The following is a 15,696-nucleotide window of genomic DNA, read 5'->3' as shown; positions in this document are numbered from 1 at the left end:
CACGATAACCGGACTTGCGTGATTTTTCTTGATTTGGCTCAAGACCGGGCTTCGGGTCAATCCTCGTCGACCAGGCGCAACCTGAGACGTCCACCCCCGTTTTCGCCGCCCGGGGGCGGCGCGCCATCCTGCAAGGACATGCCCTGGCGCCGCCGATCGGCTTCGGAAGGTGCAAATTCCAGCGCCTCGATCTTCTCGCCGCGCCGCGACAGCTTCTGTGTGGAGGTGACGATCTGCTCGATGTCCCGCGCCGCCTGTCCGAAGTGGCTCTGCAATTTCATCACGCGGTCGTTCAGCCGCCCCAGATCGTTCATCAGATGCGCCACCTCGCCCTGGATCAGGTGTGCCTGCTCGCGCATGCGGGCATCCTTCAGCACCGCCTGCACCACCTGCACCGACAGCATCAGCAGCGATGGGGAAACGATGACCACGCGTGCCCTGTGCGCCTTCTGCACCAGCGCCTCGAAGTGTTCGTGGATGTCGGCGAAGATCGATTCCGACGGCACGAACAGGAAGGCGGTGTCCTGTGTTTCGCCGGGGTTGAGATATTTCTCGGCGATGGCAGAAACATGCACCTCCATGTCGCGCCGGAAGCGCTGGCGGGCCTGCTTCTCGGCTTCCGCGTGTTCCGCCTCGCGGACCGCGTTCCAGCCCTCAAGCGGGAATTTCGCGTCAATGACCAAGGGCGGAGCGCCGTTCGGCATGAGGATCAGGCAGTCCGGCCGCGAACCGTTGGCGAGCGTCGCCTGGAATTCATAGGCGCCCGCCGGCAGTGCGTCGGCGATGATCGCTTCCATGCGGGCCTGGCCGAAGGCCCCGCGCGTCTGCTTGTTGGAAAGGATGGCCTGAAGTTCCACCACCTGGCCCGCCAGCGACTGGATGTTGGTCTGCGCCGTGTCGATGACCGCCAGGCGCTCCTGCAGTTTCGCCAGGTTTTCATGGGTCGATTTGGTTTGCTCGGCCATCGTCTGGCCGATCCGGCTCGTCATGCCGTCGAGGCGTTCGCGGATCGACTGGTTGAGCTCGGCCTGGCGCGATCCGAACACCTCGGCCAGCGTCGCCATGCGTCCCTGCATCTCGCCCTGCGCCTTCATCAGGTCGGCCAGCAGGCGCTGCTGCTCGGCTGCCTGCGCGGCGGCTTCGGCGCTCCGCCGCGCCCCCCGCCGCCATGCCAGGAGGCCGGCCCCCACCAGCACCGCCGCGGCCGCAAGCGCGACATGTCCCAATGTGATGATGGTCCGGCCGAGCGTGCCAGCCGGCTCCGAAAGCAGCATGATCAACGATTCCATGATCGTGACGGTAACAGTTTTGCATCGCCGATGCGAGATCAAAACGCGAACAAACGCAAGCAGGCGCGTTGACGCCTCGCGCGCGAACGCTTATGTGCACGCCATGACGATCAAGCCGCTTGTCCTGTTGCCCGATCCCGTCCTGCGCGAGGTGTCAAAGCCTGTCGAGCGCGTCGACGATGCCTTGCGCAATTTCGCCAGGGACATGCTGGACACGATGTATGATGCGCCGGGCATCGGCCTTGCCGCCATCCAGGTGGCCGAGCCGATCCGCATGCTGACCATCGATCTGGCCAAGGAGGACGAGGAACCGCAGCCGCATGTCTTCATCAACCCGGAGATCGTGGCATCCAGCGACGACCGGTCGGTATACGAGGAAGGCTGCCTGTCGATCCCCGACTATTACGCCGAGGTCGAACGGCCCGCCCGCGTCACGGTCAATTATCTCGACCTTGACGGCAAGCAGCGCACGATGGAGGCCGAGGGCCTGATGGCCACCTGCCTGCAGCACGAGATCGACCACCTGAACGGGGTTCTTTTCATCGACCACATCTCGCGCCTGAAGCGCGACATGGTCATCAAGAAATTCAGGAAACTGGCGAAGGATCGCGGCGGCACCCGCACCATGGTGGGCTGACGCGTCCGCGCCGCCTTCAGGAAGCCGGGGGAGCCTGCCATGCGCATCGTCTTCATGGGAACGCCGGATTTCTCCGTGCCAACGCTTCGCGCGCTTCACGCGGCCGGGCATGAGATCGTTGCCGTCTATTCGCAGCCGCCGCGCAGGGCCGGCCGCCGTGGCCTTGAACTGACGCCTTCGCCCGTTCACAAGGCCGCCGAAGCACTCGGGCTTGAGGTGCGCACGCCTGTCTCGCTGAAGGGAGAAGCGGAACAGGCGGCGTTTCGTGCGCTGGAGGCGGACGTGGCGGTCGTTGTCGCCTATGGCCTTCTCCTGCCGAAGGCCGTTCTGGAAGGCACGCGCCTGGGCTGCTTCAACGGCCATGCCTCCGCCCTGCCACGCTGGCGCGGCGCGGCGCCCATCCAGCGCGCCATCATGGCCGGCGATACGCAAACGGCGATGATGGTCATGAAGATGGACGAGGGGCTGGATACGGGCCCGGTGGCCATGACGGCGCCCGTCGCCATCGGCCCGGACATGACGGCCGGCGAACTGCACGACGTGATGATGGAAACCGGCGCGCCATTGATGGTGGAAGCCATGGCGGCGCTTGCCACCGGAACGCTGACGCTGACGCCGCAGGCGGAAGACGGCGTCACCTATGCCGGCAAGATCGGGAAGGCCGAGACGCGGATCGACTGGTCGCGCCCGGCTCGCGAGGTTCACAACCGGATTCGCGGGCTTTCGCCCTTCCCGGGCGCATGGTGCGAGATGACGCTCGGCGCAGGCCGCCCCGAAAGGGTCAAGCTTCTGGGCTCGACGCTGGGCAAGGGCGAGGGCGCGCCCGGCACCGTGCTGGACGATGCGCTGACGGTGGCCTGCGGCCAGGGCGCCGTTCGCCTCACCCGGCTGCAAAAGGCCGGCGGCAAGCCGCTCGACGCCAGGGGTTTTCTCCTTGGAGCGCCGGTCGGTCCCGGAACGAGGCTGGACTGACGCCATGCCGCGCTATCGGATGACGGTCGAATATGATGGCACGCCCTACAAGGGCTGGCAGCGCCAGAAGAACGGCCACAGTGTCCAGGCCGCCATCGAGGCCGCCATCGCCCGCTTTGCCCGCGAGGATGTGACCTTGCAGGTGGCCGGCCGCACCGATGCCGGCGTCCATGCCACGGGGCAGGTCAGCCATGCCGATCTTGAGCGCGACTGGCCGCCCTTCAAGTTTCACGAGGCGGTCAACGCCATGCTGCGCGAGGCCGGCGAGGCGGTGTCGGTCCTGTCCGTCGAAAAGGCGCAAGAGGGCTTTCACGCGCGCTTTTCCGCCACCCGCCGCCATTACCTCTATCGCATCGTCAACCGCCGCCCGCCGCTGGCGCTGGACCGCGACCGCGCCTGGTGGGTGAAGAAGGGCGTGATCGACGAGCAGGCGATGGCCGATGCGGCGCAAGTGCTCATCGGCACCCATGATTTCACCACCTTTCGGGCCGCCCAGTGCCAGGCGAAGAGCCCTGTGAAGACGATGGAGCGCATCGCCGTGACGCGGTCCGGGGACTGCATCGAGGTGCGCTGCTCGGCCCGCTCCTTCCTGCACAACCAGGTGCGGTCCATGGTCGGATCGCTCAAGCTTGTGGGCGAGGGCCGCTGGACCAGGGACGACTTGCGCCATGCGCTGGAAGCCCGCGACCACCAGGCCTGCGGCGCACTGGCCCCGCCGCACGGGCTCTATCTCACCGGCGTCGATTACGGTTGAGAGGTCAGGCCGAGGAGGCTGTGCATGGCGACCAGCACGAGCACGGACGTGACCGCCATGCCGATGAAGATCGCCGTGGAATACATGGCGTCGCGGCCGATGGATCCGTGCGTGATGCGCCAGCCGAGGGCCAGCGAGACCAGGAAGATCGTCAGCGAGAGAAAGCCGGACGGGTCGGGCTCGCCCGGCGACAAGAGCCGCACGAGCGCCGGCGGCACGGCCAGCCATACGAGAATTGCGCTGCCCCAGTTGGTGGCGATCACGTAGGCCGCGAAGGAGCGGCCCATGCCGATGCCGTTGCCGATGAGCGCGAGCAAGGCTATCGGCAGGAGCCATGCGGCGAGGTCGGCCAATCCCAGCCGGAGCACGGTCGCAGACAGCGCGGAGCCGTCCGAAAAATCGGGCGCGGCCGCCACCCAGGAAAGCAGCATGGGCGGCAGGGCGAGCAGGATCGACCAGAATGACCGCCAGAACCCTTCCGCCGAGATATCCATGCGCGCCAACGCGTCACCCTTCGCCGTCGCCATGATGCGCCAGGCGGCGGACAGGTGGGCCTGCACGTAGTCGGCGTCAAGCATGGCCCTCAGGCTCCGCCCGCCTTGGCAGCGAACCAGTAGGCGATGAAATGATGATAGATGCGCGTCAATGTCTCGAGGTCTGAAACCGGAACGCGTTCGTCGACCATGTGCATGGTCTGGCCGACCAGTCCGAACTCCACCACGGGGCAGTAATCCTTGATGAAGCGCGCGTCCGACGTGCCGCCCGAGGTCGAAAGCGCCGGTTCGCGCCCGGTTTCCGCCTCCACCGCGCTGGTGATCGTCGCGATCAGGTCCTCGTCACGGGTCAGGAACACATGGCTCGGCCGGTCCGCCCAGATAAGCTCGTAGCTGACCGGTTCCCGTCCGCCCGGCCGCAGGCGCGTGTCCTGCGCTGCCCGGTCGAGCCGGTTGTGGATTTCCGCCATCACGGTTTCGGCCGTCCAGTGGTCGTTGAAACGGATGTTGAAACGGGCCTCCGCCTTCGCCGGGATGACATTGGCCGCCGTGTTGCCGACATCGATGGAGGTGACCTCCAGGTTCGACGGCTGGAAATCGCGCGATCCCTCGTCGAAGGGCGGCGTCATCAGCGCCTCGGCCAGCATGATGACCGAGCGCACCGGATTGTCGGCGAGATGCGGGTAGGCCGCGTGACCCTGCACACCGTGCACGACGATACGCCCGGACACCGAACCGCGCCGGCCGGTCTTCACCATGTCGCCGATCTGGCCCGGATTGGTCGGCTCTCCGACGAGGCAGCCGTCCCAGCGTTCGCCCTTCGCCGCCGCCCATTCCAGCAGCTTGACCGTCCCGTTGACCGCCGGGCCTTCCTCGTCGCCGGTGATCAGGAAGGAAAGCGAACCCGGCGGCAGGCCGTGATCCTTCACATAGCGCGCGAAGGCGGCCGCGAAACAGGCGATGCCGCCCTTCATGTCCACCGCACCGCGCCCGTACATGACCCCGTCGCGAATCTCCGCGGCAAACGGACCGGCGCTCCAGGCCGCCGCATCGCCGACCGGCACCACGTCCGTATGGCCGGCGAACATGAGGTGCGGACCGTCTTTGCCGATGCGGGCATAGAGGTTCTCGATGTCCGGCGTGCCCTCTTCGGAAAAGACCGGGCGCTCGACGGTAAAGCCTTGCGGTTTCAGCAGGTTTTCCAGAACGGAAAGCGCGCCGCCTTCCGCCGGCGTGACGGAGGGGCAGCGGATGAGGTCGGCCAGGATGGCGGCGGGATCGGTGAAGCGGGTCATGACCGCCTGATTAGCCGAACGGCAACGGGCTGTCATCAGGCCTTGACGATATCGACGGAACCCGGCGAGGAAACCGGAGCGTCGGTCCGGCCCTGTTCGCCCGTCAGCATGATCTTCTGCCAGATCTTGCGCGATAGGTTGGTGCCCAGCGCCTCCACGTCGTTGACGGCGTTGACGACCTCCATGTCCGGCAGCGTCTGCGCGTAGAGCGCGGCGAACTTGCCGGTCAAAGAGAGCATCTCCGAGCAGTAGTCGAGATAGCGCTTGAGTTGCGCGGCCGTCATGGTGCGCAGCGGCGAGCTTTCCGTCATGATGAAGTCGCGTGACAGCGCCGCCGGGTCCTTGGTCAGCTGGTGCATGTCGATGATGTGGATCAGCGAGCGCAGCTTGTGCAGGCCCTTGAGCACGGTCTTGCGCTTCTGGCGCCGTTCCAGCCCCATCAGCGTGATGACGCCCGCGCCGGTCAGCACGGCCGTGTTGAACAGCGCGTCGATGCCCTGGAGAATGTCGAACGTGCCGGTTTCGATACGGTCGAAGCGCAGGAAGCGGAACGCGAGGAACAGCACGGCGGCGCCCGCCGCGATGCCCGTCAGCGACAGCGCGCGCCAGTACCAGTCGTTCTTCTCGATGGTTGCCGCCTCGGCGCTGATCCCGCGACCGGTTTCGGTCAGTTCGCCCGCCACCTTGCAAAGGCCCGACTGGGGAAAGCGCTCCGCGATGCGGCGTTCCAGCCGCTCGGCCGTGGCGATGATCTTGTCGGCGTCGAGCTTCGAATAGGGCATGAGCCCTTTCTATCGGCAAAGCCTTGAAAAAGCCTTGCGAGGCCGGTTCCGCTCCGCCGCCTTGCAGCGGAGCGGGGAAGGGCATGGCAGTCAGTCGCGCAGCAACTCGTTGATGGATGTCTTGGAGCGGGTCCGCTCGTCCACCTTCTTGACGATGACAGCGCAATAGAGGTTCGGTCCCGGTTCGCCGTTCGGCAGCGGCTTGCCGGGCATGGAGCCGGAGACCACCACCGAGTAGGCCGGCACTTCGCCCATGTGGATCTCGCCGGTCTCGCGGTCGACGATCTTGGTCGACTTGCCGATATAGACGCCCATGCCGAGCACCGCGCCCTCGCGCACGATGCAGCCTTCCACGACCTCCGAACGGGCCCCGATGAAGCAGTTGTCCTCGATGATGGTCGGGCCCGCCTGCAACGGCTCAAGCACGCCGCCGATGCCCACGCCGCCGGACAGGTGCACGTTCTTGCCGATCTGCGCGCAGGAACCGACGGTCGCCCAGGTGTCCACCATCGTGCCCGCGTCCACATAGGCGCCGAGATTGACGAAGGACGGCATCAGCACCACGCCCTTGCCGATGAAGGCGGAGCGGCGCACGACGCAATTGGGCACGGCCCGGAAACCGCCGTGTTCAAAGTCCTTCGCGCCCCAGGCATCGAACTTGGAGGGCACCTTGTCCCACCAGGTCGAATCGCCCGGACCGCCCTTGATGATCTCCATCGGGTTCAGCCGGAAGGAAAGCAGGACCGCCTTCTTCAGCCACTGGTGCACCACCCAGTTGCCATCCGCGCCGCGGCTGGCGACGCGCGCCTCGCCCCGGTCGAGCAGGTTGAGCGCGGTTTCCACCGCATCGCGCACTTCGCCGCGGGTCGATGTGGAAACGCCCTCGCGTTCATCGAACGCCTTTTCGATCACGGCTTCCAGGGCGGCAAGGTCGGGCTTGGACATCGGCAGGCTCCGCTACACGTCGTGTTAAGGGATTGGGAAATAGGATTCCCTCCGGGAAAAATCGCGCGGAACCTATGCGAAGGACCGGACGGGGTCAATCGCGGGCGAATCGCTGCCCGTTTCTTTCAGTCGGGGACAATGACGCATGAATCCTGAAGACAAGTCGAGCTGGACGCCGCTGCCGCATTCCGGCGAGGACGCGGCGCGGGCGCGTTCGGTGCCCGACACGCCGCAGACGCGGGCGCCGGCCTACCGGCTGGCATGGACCGACCAGGATTTCATGACCCAGCGCGAACTGCGCGCCGTGCGCCTGCAACTGGAACTGCTCAAGCCGGAAATGATGCTGGCCGAGCGCGGCATCCGTTCCACCGTGATCCTGTTCGGCGGCGCCCGCATTCCCGAGCCGGGCGGCGCGGCCTGGGCCGCCAAGAATGACGTCCAGAAGAAGAACCTGGAGGCCAATGCCCGCTATTACGAGGAGGCGCGCCTGTTCGCCCGCCTGTGTTCGGAGGAATCGGCCAAGTCGCGCTACCGCGAATTCGTCGTCGTCACCGGTGGCGGGCCGGGCGTCATGGAGGCCGGCAACCGCGGCGCGCAGGATGTCGGCGCGCCTTCCATCGGCCTCAACATCGTGCTCCCGCACGAACAGGCGCCCAACGAATATGTGACGCCGGAGCTGTGCTTCAATTTCCATTACTTCGCCATCCGCAAGATGCATTTCATCATGCGCGCCAAGGCGGTGTCGGTCTTTCCCGGCGGCTTCGGCACGATGGATGAGTTGTTCGAGACGCTGACGCTCATCCAGACCGGCCGCATGGAGCGCGTGCCCGTCCTGCTGTTCGGCAAGGACTTCTGGCGCAACGCCATCGACCTGGACTTCCTCGCCGCGCAGGGGACGATCTCGCCCGACGATCCGGATCTCATCACCTTTGTCGACACGGCGGATGAAGCCTGGAAGGCCGTGGCGGAATTCTACGGGCTCTGATCCCTTTTCGGGTCCTGCTTTCATGGCGTGCGGAACAAATGCCGCAGCGCGATGACTTCCAAAACGGTCTGATCCGGCTTATCTGAGAGGCATGAGCAGGCAGCCGCGCACTTTCCTGGCAATGCTGCGCCGCGATGGATTGGCATTCGCCATCCTTGCGGCGGTCGTGGTGCTCGTCGTGCATGCAAAGCCGCTTGCCGAGGCGAAGGCGGCAGGCTCTCCCTTTGCCGGCGTGATCTGCTCATCCTTCGGCGCCGTGCAGCCCGGTTCCGGCCCGTTGCCGGGGACGCCGCCCGGCGCCGACGACTGCCCGTTCTGTCTGGCCGGGGGGCATGCCCAGCCGCTGTTGTCCGTTTCGCCTCCGGCCCTGCCGGTCCTTGCGCGCACTGCCTCACCGGTGCGCTGGACCATCGGGCAGGAGCGTGGCGGCGAACCGGCCCGCACGCTGCCGCCGGCCATTCGCGGCCCGCCGGTTTGCGTTTGAGCAACGAAGTGACGGCGCGCGCCTGCTTTTCTGGCCTGGCGCAGAACAGTATTTCGACACGGACAGGACCCCCGTGCAGCGGATGGCGCAGCGAAAGCCCATGCCGCAAGGAGCAAAGACATGAACAAGACCCTCAGGACGCTGGCTGCTGTGGCAGCGCTTTCCATCCCGGCTGTTGCCGCCGTTCAGCCCGCCATGGCGGAAGACAAGGCGGCCATGGCCATGGACCAGGCCCCGCTGAAGGCGGGCGACCTCGAACTCACCGGCCTCTGGACCCGCGCCATGCTGCCGAACCAGCCGGCCGGCGGCGGCTTTGTCACCATCCGCAACGCCGGCACGCAGGATGACCGCCTACTGAAGGTGGAGACGCCGGTGGCGCGCGGGGAAGTGCATGAAATGGCCGTTACCGATGGCGTGATGCGGATGCGTGAACTGGCCGATGGCCTGCCAATCCCGGCCGGGGAAACCGTCGAACTCAAGCCCGGCAGCTTTCACCTGATGTTTCTTGAGGTGAAGGAGCCTTTCAAGGAGGGAAGCACCGTGCCCGCCACGCTCACCTTCGAGAAGGCCGGCAAGGTCGACGTGACGCTCAAGGTCATGCCCTTTGACCACGGCCGCATGAAGATGAACCAGGGCGACGGCAAGGGCATGATGCATGGCGGCGGCCATGGCGGCATGATGAAGCAGGGCGGCTGACCGCTTCCCTCAATCCGCCAGTATGGCCGAGAGAAAGCCCTTCAGGTCGTCGGTCACGTGATCGACGACCCCTTCGCCCGGTTCGTCGCGCTCCCAGACCTCTGCGAAATCCGGCTCGAAATTGCGCGGCACGATCAGCACCGTCTTCATGCCGAGTGCTTTCGGCACGGTGAGATTGCGCGCCAGGTCCTCGAACATGGCCGACTGCGCGCCTGCCACCCGGTGCAGCGCCGCGAACTTGTCATAGGTCTCCTGCGCGGGTTTCGGGACGAGGCCGGCGGCGACGATGTCGAAGATCTCGTCGAAATGATCGAGGATACCGAGTTGCCGGGCGGTGCGCTCGGCATGGCCCCGGTCGCCATTGGTGAAGATGAACTTGCGCCCTGGCAGCGCGGCAATCGCCTCGCCCAGTTCCGGGTCCGGCGCCAGCCAGGAATAATCGATGTCGTGGACCTTCTCCAGGAAATCGTCCGGGTCGATGCCATGGACCTCCATCAGGCCCTTCAGCGTCGTTCCGTAATCGCGGTAGAAGTCCTTCTGCAGCTTCCGCGCTTCCTCGCGCGGCAATTGCAGCAGGTCGGCGACATATTGCGTCATGCGCACGTCGATCTGCGCGAAAAGGTTGGCATGGTGGGGATAAAGGGTGTTGTCTAGGTCGAACACCCAGTTGCGGACATGCGCGAAGGAAGCGCTCGGCGGAATCGGTTTCATGACGTCACTATTGCACGCGCCGCGCCGGCATGCATCCCGCCGCGCAATTGACGAAAATTGTCATCGTTAAATGAGAGATATCTTAAAAATGGAGTGCTAATTCTGGCGGCGGAACAGGAGTTCGTGACATGAAGTCGATCATGTGGAAAGCCTTCCTGGTTTGCACCGCCGCCCTGTTGGTCACTTCGGCGCTCACGATCGTTGTGCAGAAGATGGCGCATCTCGGCTTCAACACGGCCAGCGTCCTGATGGCCCTGCTTGCACCCTACGCGATCTCGATGCCGCTTGTCGGCTATCTCCTCTACCAGTCCGAACGGCATCGCAAGGCGATCGCCGACCTCGATTCGCTTCGCGAGGACCTTGAGCGGTCCAATGCCGATTTGCGCCGCAAGGTCGAGATCGATCCGATGACCGGTTTCCTCAATCGTGAATATTTCATGAAGAAGCTCTCTGCCCTGCGCCGCAAGACGGACCGCGGCACGCTCCTCATCCTCGACGCCGACCATTTCAAGTCGATCAATGACAGCTATGGACATCTCATCGGCGACGAGGCGCTGATCGCCATCACCCGGCGCATTCGCGAGAGCGTGCGCGCACATGACATCGTCGGCCGCATCGGCGGCGAGGAATTCGCCGTTTATCTGCGCGGCGCGGGCAAGGACGATGCGTTTCTTGTCGCCGAGCGGGTACGCAGGGCTGTCGCGGATATCGTCTTTGAGCCGGAAGCGGGACGGCGCCATCCGCTCACCGTGTCGATCGGTGGCGTCGTGGAAGCCCAGGACCTGCCGGTTCCCGAGGCGCTGCGTCGCGCCGACACCTCCCTCTACAAGGCCAAGAACGGCGGCCGCAATCTCGTCGTGATCGACGGGGCAAGGCCTCAGGCAGCTTGATTCCCGCGTTGCCGGAAGGCTAAAGGCTTTGGGCCTGTCCCCGCCCGGAGTCCCCCATGGAAGCCTGGATCGTCATCACGATCGCTGCCGCCTTCATCCAGAACATCCGCTCCAGCCTCCAGAAGCATCTGAAGGGCGCCATGGGCACGACCGGCGCCACCTTTGTCCGTTTCGGCTTCGGCGCGCCCTTCGCTCTGGTCTTCCTGCTCGCCACCCTGCAGTTTTCAAGTCTCCCGCTTCCCGCGCCAAACACGGGTTTCGCTGTCTGGGTCGTGGTCGGCGCGCTGTCGCAGATCGCCGCGCAGGCCCTGCTGGTGCAGATGTTCTCATTGCGCAATTTTGCCGTCGGCAGCGCCTATTCGCGAACGGAGCCGGCGCAGGCCGCCGTTTTCGGGCTCATCTTCCTGGGCGACCGGGTCTCGCCCGGCGCACTGGTGGCCATCTGCGTTTCCGTGGCGGGCGTCATGCTGATCTCGGTTGCGCGCGGTCCGGTCACGGCCCGGGCGCTGGTCGCCTCGGTCTTCACGCGCACCGCTGCCATCGGGCTTGCCTCCGGCACCATGTTCGGCATCGCCGCCGTGGCCTATCGCGCCGCGTCGCTCTCGCTGGCGCAGACCATGGCGGTGCCGGATTATTTCGTGCAGGCGGCCTGTGTGCTGGTGGTCGCCATCCTTCTCCAGACCGTTCTCATGCTGGGCTGGATGCTGTGGCGCGACCGCGCCGAACTTGGCCGCATCCGCGCCGCCTGGCGCATGTCCGCCCTGACCGGACTGGCGGGCGCGACCGCCTCCTTCCTCTGGTTCGCCGCGATGACGCTGGAACAGGCCGCCGTGGTCAAGGCGCTGGGCCAGGTGGAAATGCTGTTCATTTTCGCCTCGACCGTCTTCGTGTTCCGCGAGCACATGAACCGGCTGGAGGTGGCCGGTTGCGCCATGATCGTCGCCGGGATCGTCATGCTGGTGCTTCTCCCTTGAGTTGCTGATTTGACATTTCCTCCCGGCTGACTTTCATTGCCGTGCGGCAATCAGCCGGTTCATGCGGTTTGTGCGGCCGCAAGGGGGAATTGACTTGATGCGTTACGTTACGCGCCGCTTCTTCATGGGGGCGTGCCTTGCTCTGCTGGCCTGCAGCCGGGTATCTGCGGGCAACCGGACCGGCAAGGCCGGGCTCGTCGAACGGGATGGCTGGATTCTCGCACGGAGCGATCTCGGGTGATCTTTTCCGGGCCGGAGCAGTATCGGTCTTCCGGGTTCCGGCCGCGTGTCATTGTCGTCGGCAGCGGTCCCGCAGGCGTCACGATCGCGCTTGCGCTCGGCCGCGCGGGCATTCCCGTGACCATCCTGGAGGCCGGGAGCGAGGCGTTCACGGAAAGCTCGCAGGCCTTCTATCGCGGTGAGGTGCGGGGCGATCCCTATTTCGACCTCGACATCACCCGGCTGCGCCATTTCGGCGGATCCTCCAACCATTGGGCAGGCTGGTGCCGCTTGCTCGATCCCCATGATTTCGAACCGCGGGCGCACGTCCCCGAAAGCGGCTGGCCTGTCGGGGCGGCCGATCTTGCTCCCTGGCTGGAGGAGGCGCGGTCGATCCTGGAACTGCCGCCATTCCCGCCCGCCCGGACGTTTGCCGGTGATCTGGAACAGATCGGCTTCATCAAGAGCGAACCGGTGCGCTTTGCCCGGAACTTCCGTGCGCAGATCGCGGCATCGCGCCATGTCGCGCTGGTGACGGATGCCTATGTGCCCGCTCTTCACGGCGACGGCCGCCGTGTGACCGGACTGGACCTGTGGTCACGCGGTGCGCCTGCGGGCAGGGTCGCGGCCGGCCATGTCGTGGTCGCCGCCGGCGGCCTGGAAAACGCGCGGCTCCTGCTTTGGTCCAACATCGTCTCGGGCCGTGGCGTTGTCCCGATGGATGCCGCGCTTGGACGTTACTGGATGGAGCATCCTGCCGTCCAGGCAGGCGACATGGTCTTGTTCGGTGACCCGCCATTTGCCACCGATGACGATGGAGAGGCCTTTTTCGGCCCGTCCCGTGCGGCGCTGGAGGCAAGACAAATCCTGAACTTCCATGTCCGGCTGATCGAGGATCCCTATCCGGGCGCCAAGCATCTCCTGGCGCAACTGGCCTGTGTCGCGCCGGGACTTGCCGAGTGGGGTGCACGCCGGGCCGGATTGCGCCTGCGTTGCGCAGCGCAGTTGCACGTCGGCTGGGAGCAGGCGCCGGATTGGTCCAACCACGTCGCGCTTTCCGCCACCGGACGCGATGCCGCCGGCGTGCCGCGGATCGTCCTGAACTGGCGCATTGCCGACAGCGATCTGCACACGATCCGCCAGGCCATGACGATGACGGGCGAGGCCATGATCCGTGCGGGCGCCGGCCGTGTGCGCCTGGCGCCCTGGCTGCGCGAGGGCAGCCTGCCCCGCACCGCGCCGCTGGCCGCCCATCACCACATGGGCGGAACGCGCATGGGCACCGACCCGCGAACCTCCGTCGTGGATGCCGATTGCCGGGTCCACGGCATGGAGAACCTTTTCATCGCCGGATCCTCGGTTTTCCCGACATCGGGACATGCCAATCCCACCACCACGATCGTGCTTCTCGCCCTGCGCCTTGCGGACCACCTCGTCCGGCGCCCCTGAGACGAAGCCTGTGGACAGAAGTCGCTTATAGTTATACAAGATAACAAAGTGCGTGAGGGAGGTTTTCATGGCGCTACTCGACGTTCCCGGCATGCGTCCTGTCCTGCTCGGCGATCTGGCGGTGGAGGCCGAGCGGCGGCCCGACGGCGTGGTGATCCTGCGTTCGCCATACCGGTTGGCGGAATCGGCCCGGTCCGTCACGGACCGGCTGGAGCACTGGGCCGCCGAGGCGCCCGGCCGCATCTTCCTGGCGGACCGTTTCGAGGGGAACTGGCGCACGGTGACCTATGCGCAGGCGCTGGAAAAGGTCCGTGCCATAGGCGAATACATGCTGGCCCATGGCCTTTCGGCCGAGCGGCCCCTGGTCATCCTGTCGGGCAACGGCATCGAGCACGGCCTGATGGCGCTGGGCGCCATGTATGCCGGCATCCCCTATGCACCGGTCTCCACCGCCTATTCGCTGGTCTCGCAGGACCATGCCAAGCTGAAGCACGTCTGCGATCTCCTGACACCGGGCATGGTGTTCACCGCCGTGGGCAAGCCTTACGAGAAGGCGCTGGCCGCGATCATGAAGCCTGGCATGACGCTGGTTCTCGCCCGCGATCCGGTCGACGGATATGACACCCATTTCTTCGACGAACTGGCGCAAACGCCTGTCACGGAGGCCGTGGACGAAGCCCATGCGGCGATCACCGCCGCCACGGTGGCCAAGTTCCTTTTCACTTCCGGTTCCACCGGCATGCCCAAGGCCGTCATCAACACCCACGGCATGATGGCCTGCAACCAGGAAATGATCGCCAATGCCCTGGCCTTCCTGAAGGAGGAACCGCCGGTGCTGGTCGACTGGCTGCCCTGGAACCACACCGCCGGCGGCAATCACAATTTCGGCCTGGTGCTCTACAATGGCGGTTCGCTCTATATCGACGATGGCGCGCCGACGCCCAATGGCATTGCGGCAACGGTGCGCAACCTGACCGAGATCGCGCCGACGCTCTATTTCAACGTGCCGAAGGGCTACGAAATGCTGACGGCCCAGTTCGCGGTCAATGAGGCGCTGCGGCGGAATTTCTATTCACGCCTCAAGCTGATGCAATATGCCGGCGCCGGGCTTGCCCAGCATGTCTGGGATGCGCTGGAGAGATTCGCCGAGCAGACGGTGGGCGAAAAGATCATCATCGTCACGGGCTACGGGTCCACCGAAACCGCGCCCTTCGCGCTGACCACGACCTGGGCGGTGGAACGGCCGGGCGAGGTGGGCCTGCCTGCGCCCGGTCTCGAACTCAAGCTCGTGCCCAATGCGGAGAAGACTGAGGTACGCTTGCGTGGCCCCTCCATCACGCCGGGCTATTGGCGTCAGCCCGACAAGACGAGGGAGGCCTTTGACGAGGAAGGCTATTACATGATGGGCGACGCGTTGAAATTCGTTGATCCGCAGGACCCGGGCAAGGGCCTGATCTTCGACGGCCGCGTGACGGAGGACTTCAAGCTGTCCACCGGCACCTGGGTCGATTTCGCCGGTGTGCGGGCCAGGATCGTCAAGACCTTCGCGCCCTATGTGCGCGATGCGGTGCTGACGGGCCTGAACCGCAATTTCATCGGCGCCCTGCTTTTCACCGACCACGATGCGGTGCGCAGGATCGCGCCGGAACTGGCCGACGCCGACGATGCCGCCGTCGCCGCGCATCCGCAAGTACGCCGCATCTTCCAGGAACGCCTCGATGCGCTCGGCGCGACGTCGACCGGAAGTTCCAATTTCGTCGCCCGCGCCATCATCGTCGACAGTCCGCCCTCGCTGGACGATCACGAGGTCACCGACAAGGGCTCGATCAACCAGCGTGCTGTCATGGCCGCCCGTGCTCACCTGATCGAGGACATCTATGCCGGTGAACCGGCCAGTCATGTGCTGGTGACGAACAGGCAGGCGAAGGCTTGAAACTCGCCGGGCCGGTCAGAGCACTTCGAAAAAGGTGATGCGCACGTGGTCGGACAAGCAATTTCAGCGAAAGTTGCAGACTTTCGCGCCCGTGAAATTGCGTGAAAGGGAGCAATTTCAGCGAAAGTTGCAGACTTTCGCGTCCGCGAAATTGCGTGAAGAAAAGCAGGCCGGTCAGAGCACTTCG

Annotated in this window: 17 protein-coding genes; 11 read left to right on the top strand and 6 right to left on the bottom strand. The window is 65.4% G+C overall.

What is annotated here, in order from left to right:
- Positions 1-56 precede the first annotated feature (56 nt).
- The gene (locus ACLB6G_RS00085) at positions 57-1,274 is read right to left on the bottom strand and encodes a DNA recombination protein RmuC (RefSeq protein ID WP_410354067.1); all 1,218 of its coding nucleotides are present in this window, start codon (positions 1,272-1,274) and stop codon (positions 57-59) included.
- Positions 1,275-1,392: 118 nt separating this feature from the next.
- On the opposite strand from ACLB6G_RS00085, the gene def reads away from it, so the two are divergent.
- The 3 genes from def to truA are packed head-to-tail and all read left to right on the top strand — an operon-like array spanning position 1,393 to position 3,652.
- Entirely contained in the window at positions 1,393-1,926 is a 534-nt protein-coding gene (gene def / locus ACLB6G_RS00080; protein WP_410354066.1) for a peptide deformylase, read from the top strand.
- A 39-nt stretch (positions 1,927-1,965) separates the two neighbouring features.
- On the top strand, positions 1,966-2,898 hold the full coding sequence (fmt, locus tag ACLB6G_RS00075) for a methionyl-tRNA formyltransferase (protein WP_410354065.1): 933 nt from the start codon (positions 1,966-1,968) through the stop codon (positions 2,896-2,898).
- Between the two features lie 4 nt (positions 2,899-2,902).
- Entirely contained in the window at positions 2,903-3,652 is a 750-nt protein-coding gene (gene truA, locus ACLB6G_RS00070) for a tRNA pseudouridine(38-40) synthase TruA (protein ID WP_410354064.1), read from the top strand.
- Here truA and ACLB6G_RS00065 read toward each other — a convergent pair.
- The 4 genes from ACLB6G_RS00065 to dapD all read right to left on the bottom strand — a co-directional run bounded on the left by ACLB6G_RS00065 (position 3,643) and on the right by dapD (position 7,168).
- Positions 3,643-4,230: a transporter gene (locus ACLB6G_RS00065; protein ID WP_410354063.1), complete on the bottom strand. Its 588-nt coding sequence runs from the start codon at positions 4,228-4,230 to the stop codon at positions 3,643-3,645. The two genes, truA and ACLB6G_RS00065, sit on opposite strands and share 10 nt — an antisense overlap.
- 5 nt (positions 4,231-4,235) lie before the next feature.
- Positions 4,236-5,441 (bottom strand): succinyl-diaminopimelate desuccinylase, encoded by a 1,206-nt coding sequence (dapE, locus tag ACLB6G_RS00060; RefSeq protein WP_410354062.1) that lies wholly within the window; start codon positions 5,439-5,441, stop codon positions 4,236-4,238.
- A 35-nt stretch (positions 5,442-5,476) separates the two neighbouring features.
- Entirely contained in the window at positions 5,477-6,223 is a 747-nt protein-coding gene (locus tag ACLB6G_RS00055) for a hypothetical protein (protein ID WP_410354061.1), read from the bottom strand.
- A gap of 90 nt (positions 6,224-6,313) precedes the next feature.
- The gene (gene dapD, locus ACLB6G_RS00050; RefSeq protein WP_410354060.1) at positions 6,314-7,168 is read right to left on the bottom strand and encodes a 2,3,4,5-tetrahydropyridine-2,6-dicarboxylate N-succinyltransferase; all 855 of its coding nucleotides are present in this window, start codon (positions 7,166-7,168) and stop codon (positions 6,314-6,316) included.
- Between the two features lie 145 nt (positions 7,169-7,313).
- Here dapD and ACLB6G_RS00045 point away from each other — a divergent pair, with 145 nt between their 5' ends.
- The 3 genes from ACLB6G_RS00045 (at position 7,314) to ACLB6G_RS00035 (ending at position 9,333) form a co-directional block, all read left to right on the top strand.
- Positions 7,314-8,153 carry an LOG family protein gene (locus tag ACLB6G_RS00045; RefSeq protein WP_410354059.1) on the top strand — a complete coding sequence of 280 codons (840 nt, stop codon included), beginning with the start codon at positions 7,314-7,316 and terminating at the stop codon, positions 8,151-8,153.
- Between the two features lie 91 nt (positions 8,154-8,244).
- On the top strand, positions 8,245-8,637 hold the full coding sequence (locus ACLB6G_RS00040) for a DUF2946 family protein (RefSeq protein ID WP_410354058.1): 393 nt from the start codon (positions 8,245-8,247) through the stop codon (positions 8,635-8,637).
- Between the two features lie 120 nt (positions 8,638-8,757).
- Entirely contained in the window at positions 8,758-9,333 is a 576-nt protein-coding gene (locus tag ACLB6G_RS00035; protein WP_410354057.1) for a copper chaperone PCu(A)C, read from the top strand.
- A gap of 9 nt (positions 9,334-9,342) precedes the next feature.
- Here ACLB6G_RS00035 and ACLB6G_RS00030 read toward each other — a convergent pair whose 3' ends face one another.
- Positions 9,343-10,044, bottom strand: a complete 702-nt coding sequence (locus ACLB6G_RS00030; protein WP_410354056.1) for a pyrimidine 5'-nucleotidase — start codon at positions 10,042-10,044, stop codon at positions 9,343-9,345.
- A 128-nt stretch (positions 10,045-10,172) separates the two neighbouring features.
- On the opposite strand from ACLB6G_RS00030, the gene ACLB6G_RS00025 reads away from it, so the two are divergent.
- From ACLB6G_RS00025 to ACLB6G_RS00005, 5 genes are all read left to right on the top strand, one after another.
- Positions 10,173-10,934 (top strand): GGDEF domain-containing protein, encoded by a 762-nt coding sequence (locus ACLB6G_RS00025; protein ID WP_410354054.1) that lies wholly within the window; start codon positions 10,173-10,175, stop codon positions 10,932-10,934.
- 56 nt (positions 10,935-10,990) lie between these two features.
- Positions 10,991-11,908: an EamA family transporter gene (locus ACLB6G_RS00020; protein WP_410354053.1), complete on the top strand. Its 918-nt coding sequence runs from the start codon at positions 10,991-10,993 to the stop codon at positions 11,906-11,908.
- Positions 11,909-12,002: 94 nt separating this feature from the next.
- Positions 12,003-12,149 (top strand): hypothetical protein, encoded by a 147-nt coding sequence (locus ACLB6G_RS00015; protein ID WP_410354052.1) that lies wholly within the window; start codon positions 12,003-12,005, stop codon positions 12,147-12,149.
- Complete coding sequence (locus tag ACLB6G_RS00010; RefSeq protein WP_410354050.1) at positions 12,146-13,576, top strand: FAD-dependent oxidoreductase; 1,431 nt, start codon at positions 12,146-12,148, stop codon at positions 13,574-13,576. The genes ACLB6G_RS00015 and ACLB6G_RS00010 overlap by 4 nt, the downstream gene beginning before the upstream one ends.
- A gap of 67 nt (positions 13,577-13,643) precedes the next feature.
- On the top strand, positions 13,644-15,509 hold the full coding sequence (locus ACLB6G_RS00005; protein ID WP_410354049.1) for a feruloyl-CoA synthase: 1,866 nt from the start codon (positions 13,644-13,646) through the stop codon (positions 15,507-15,509).
- The last annotated feature ends 187 nt before the right edge of the window (positions 15,510-15,696 follow it).

Source organism: Zhengella sedimenti, assembly GCF_046506625.1.
GTDB classification, from domain to species: domain Bacteria; phylum Pseudomonadota; class Alphaproteobacteria; order Rhizobiales; family Rhizobiaceae; genus Zhengella; species Zhengella sedimenti.
The sequence above is the reverse complement of the archived record's forward strand: the minus strand, read 5'-3'. Positions and strand labels throughout refer to the sequence as shown.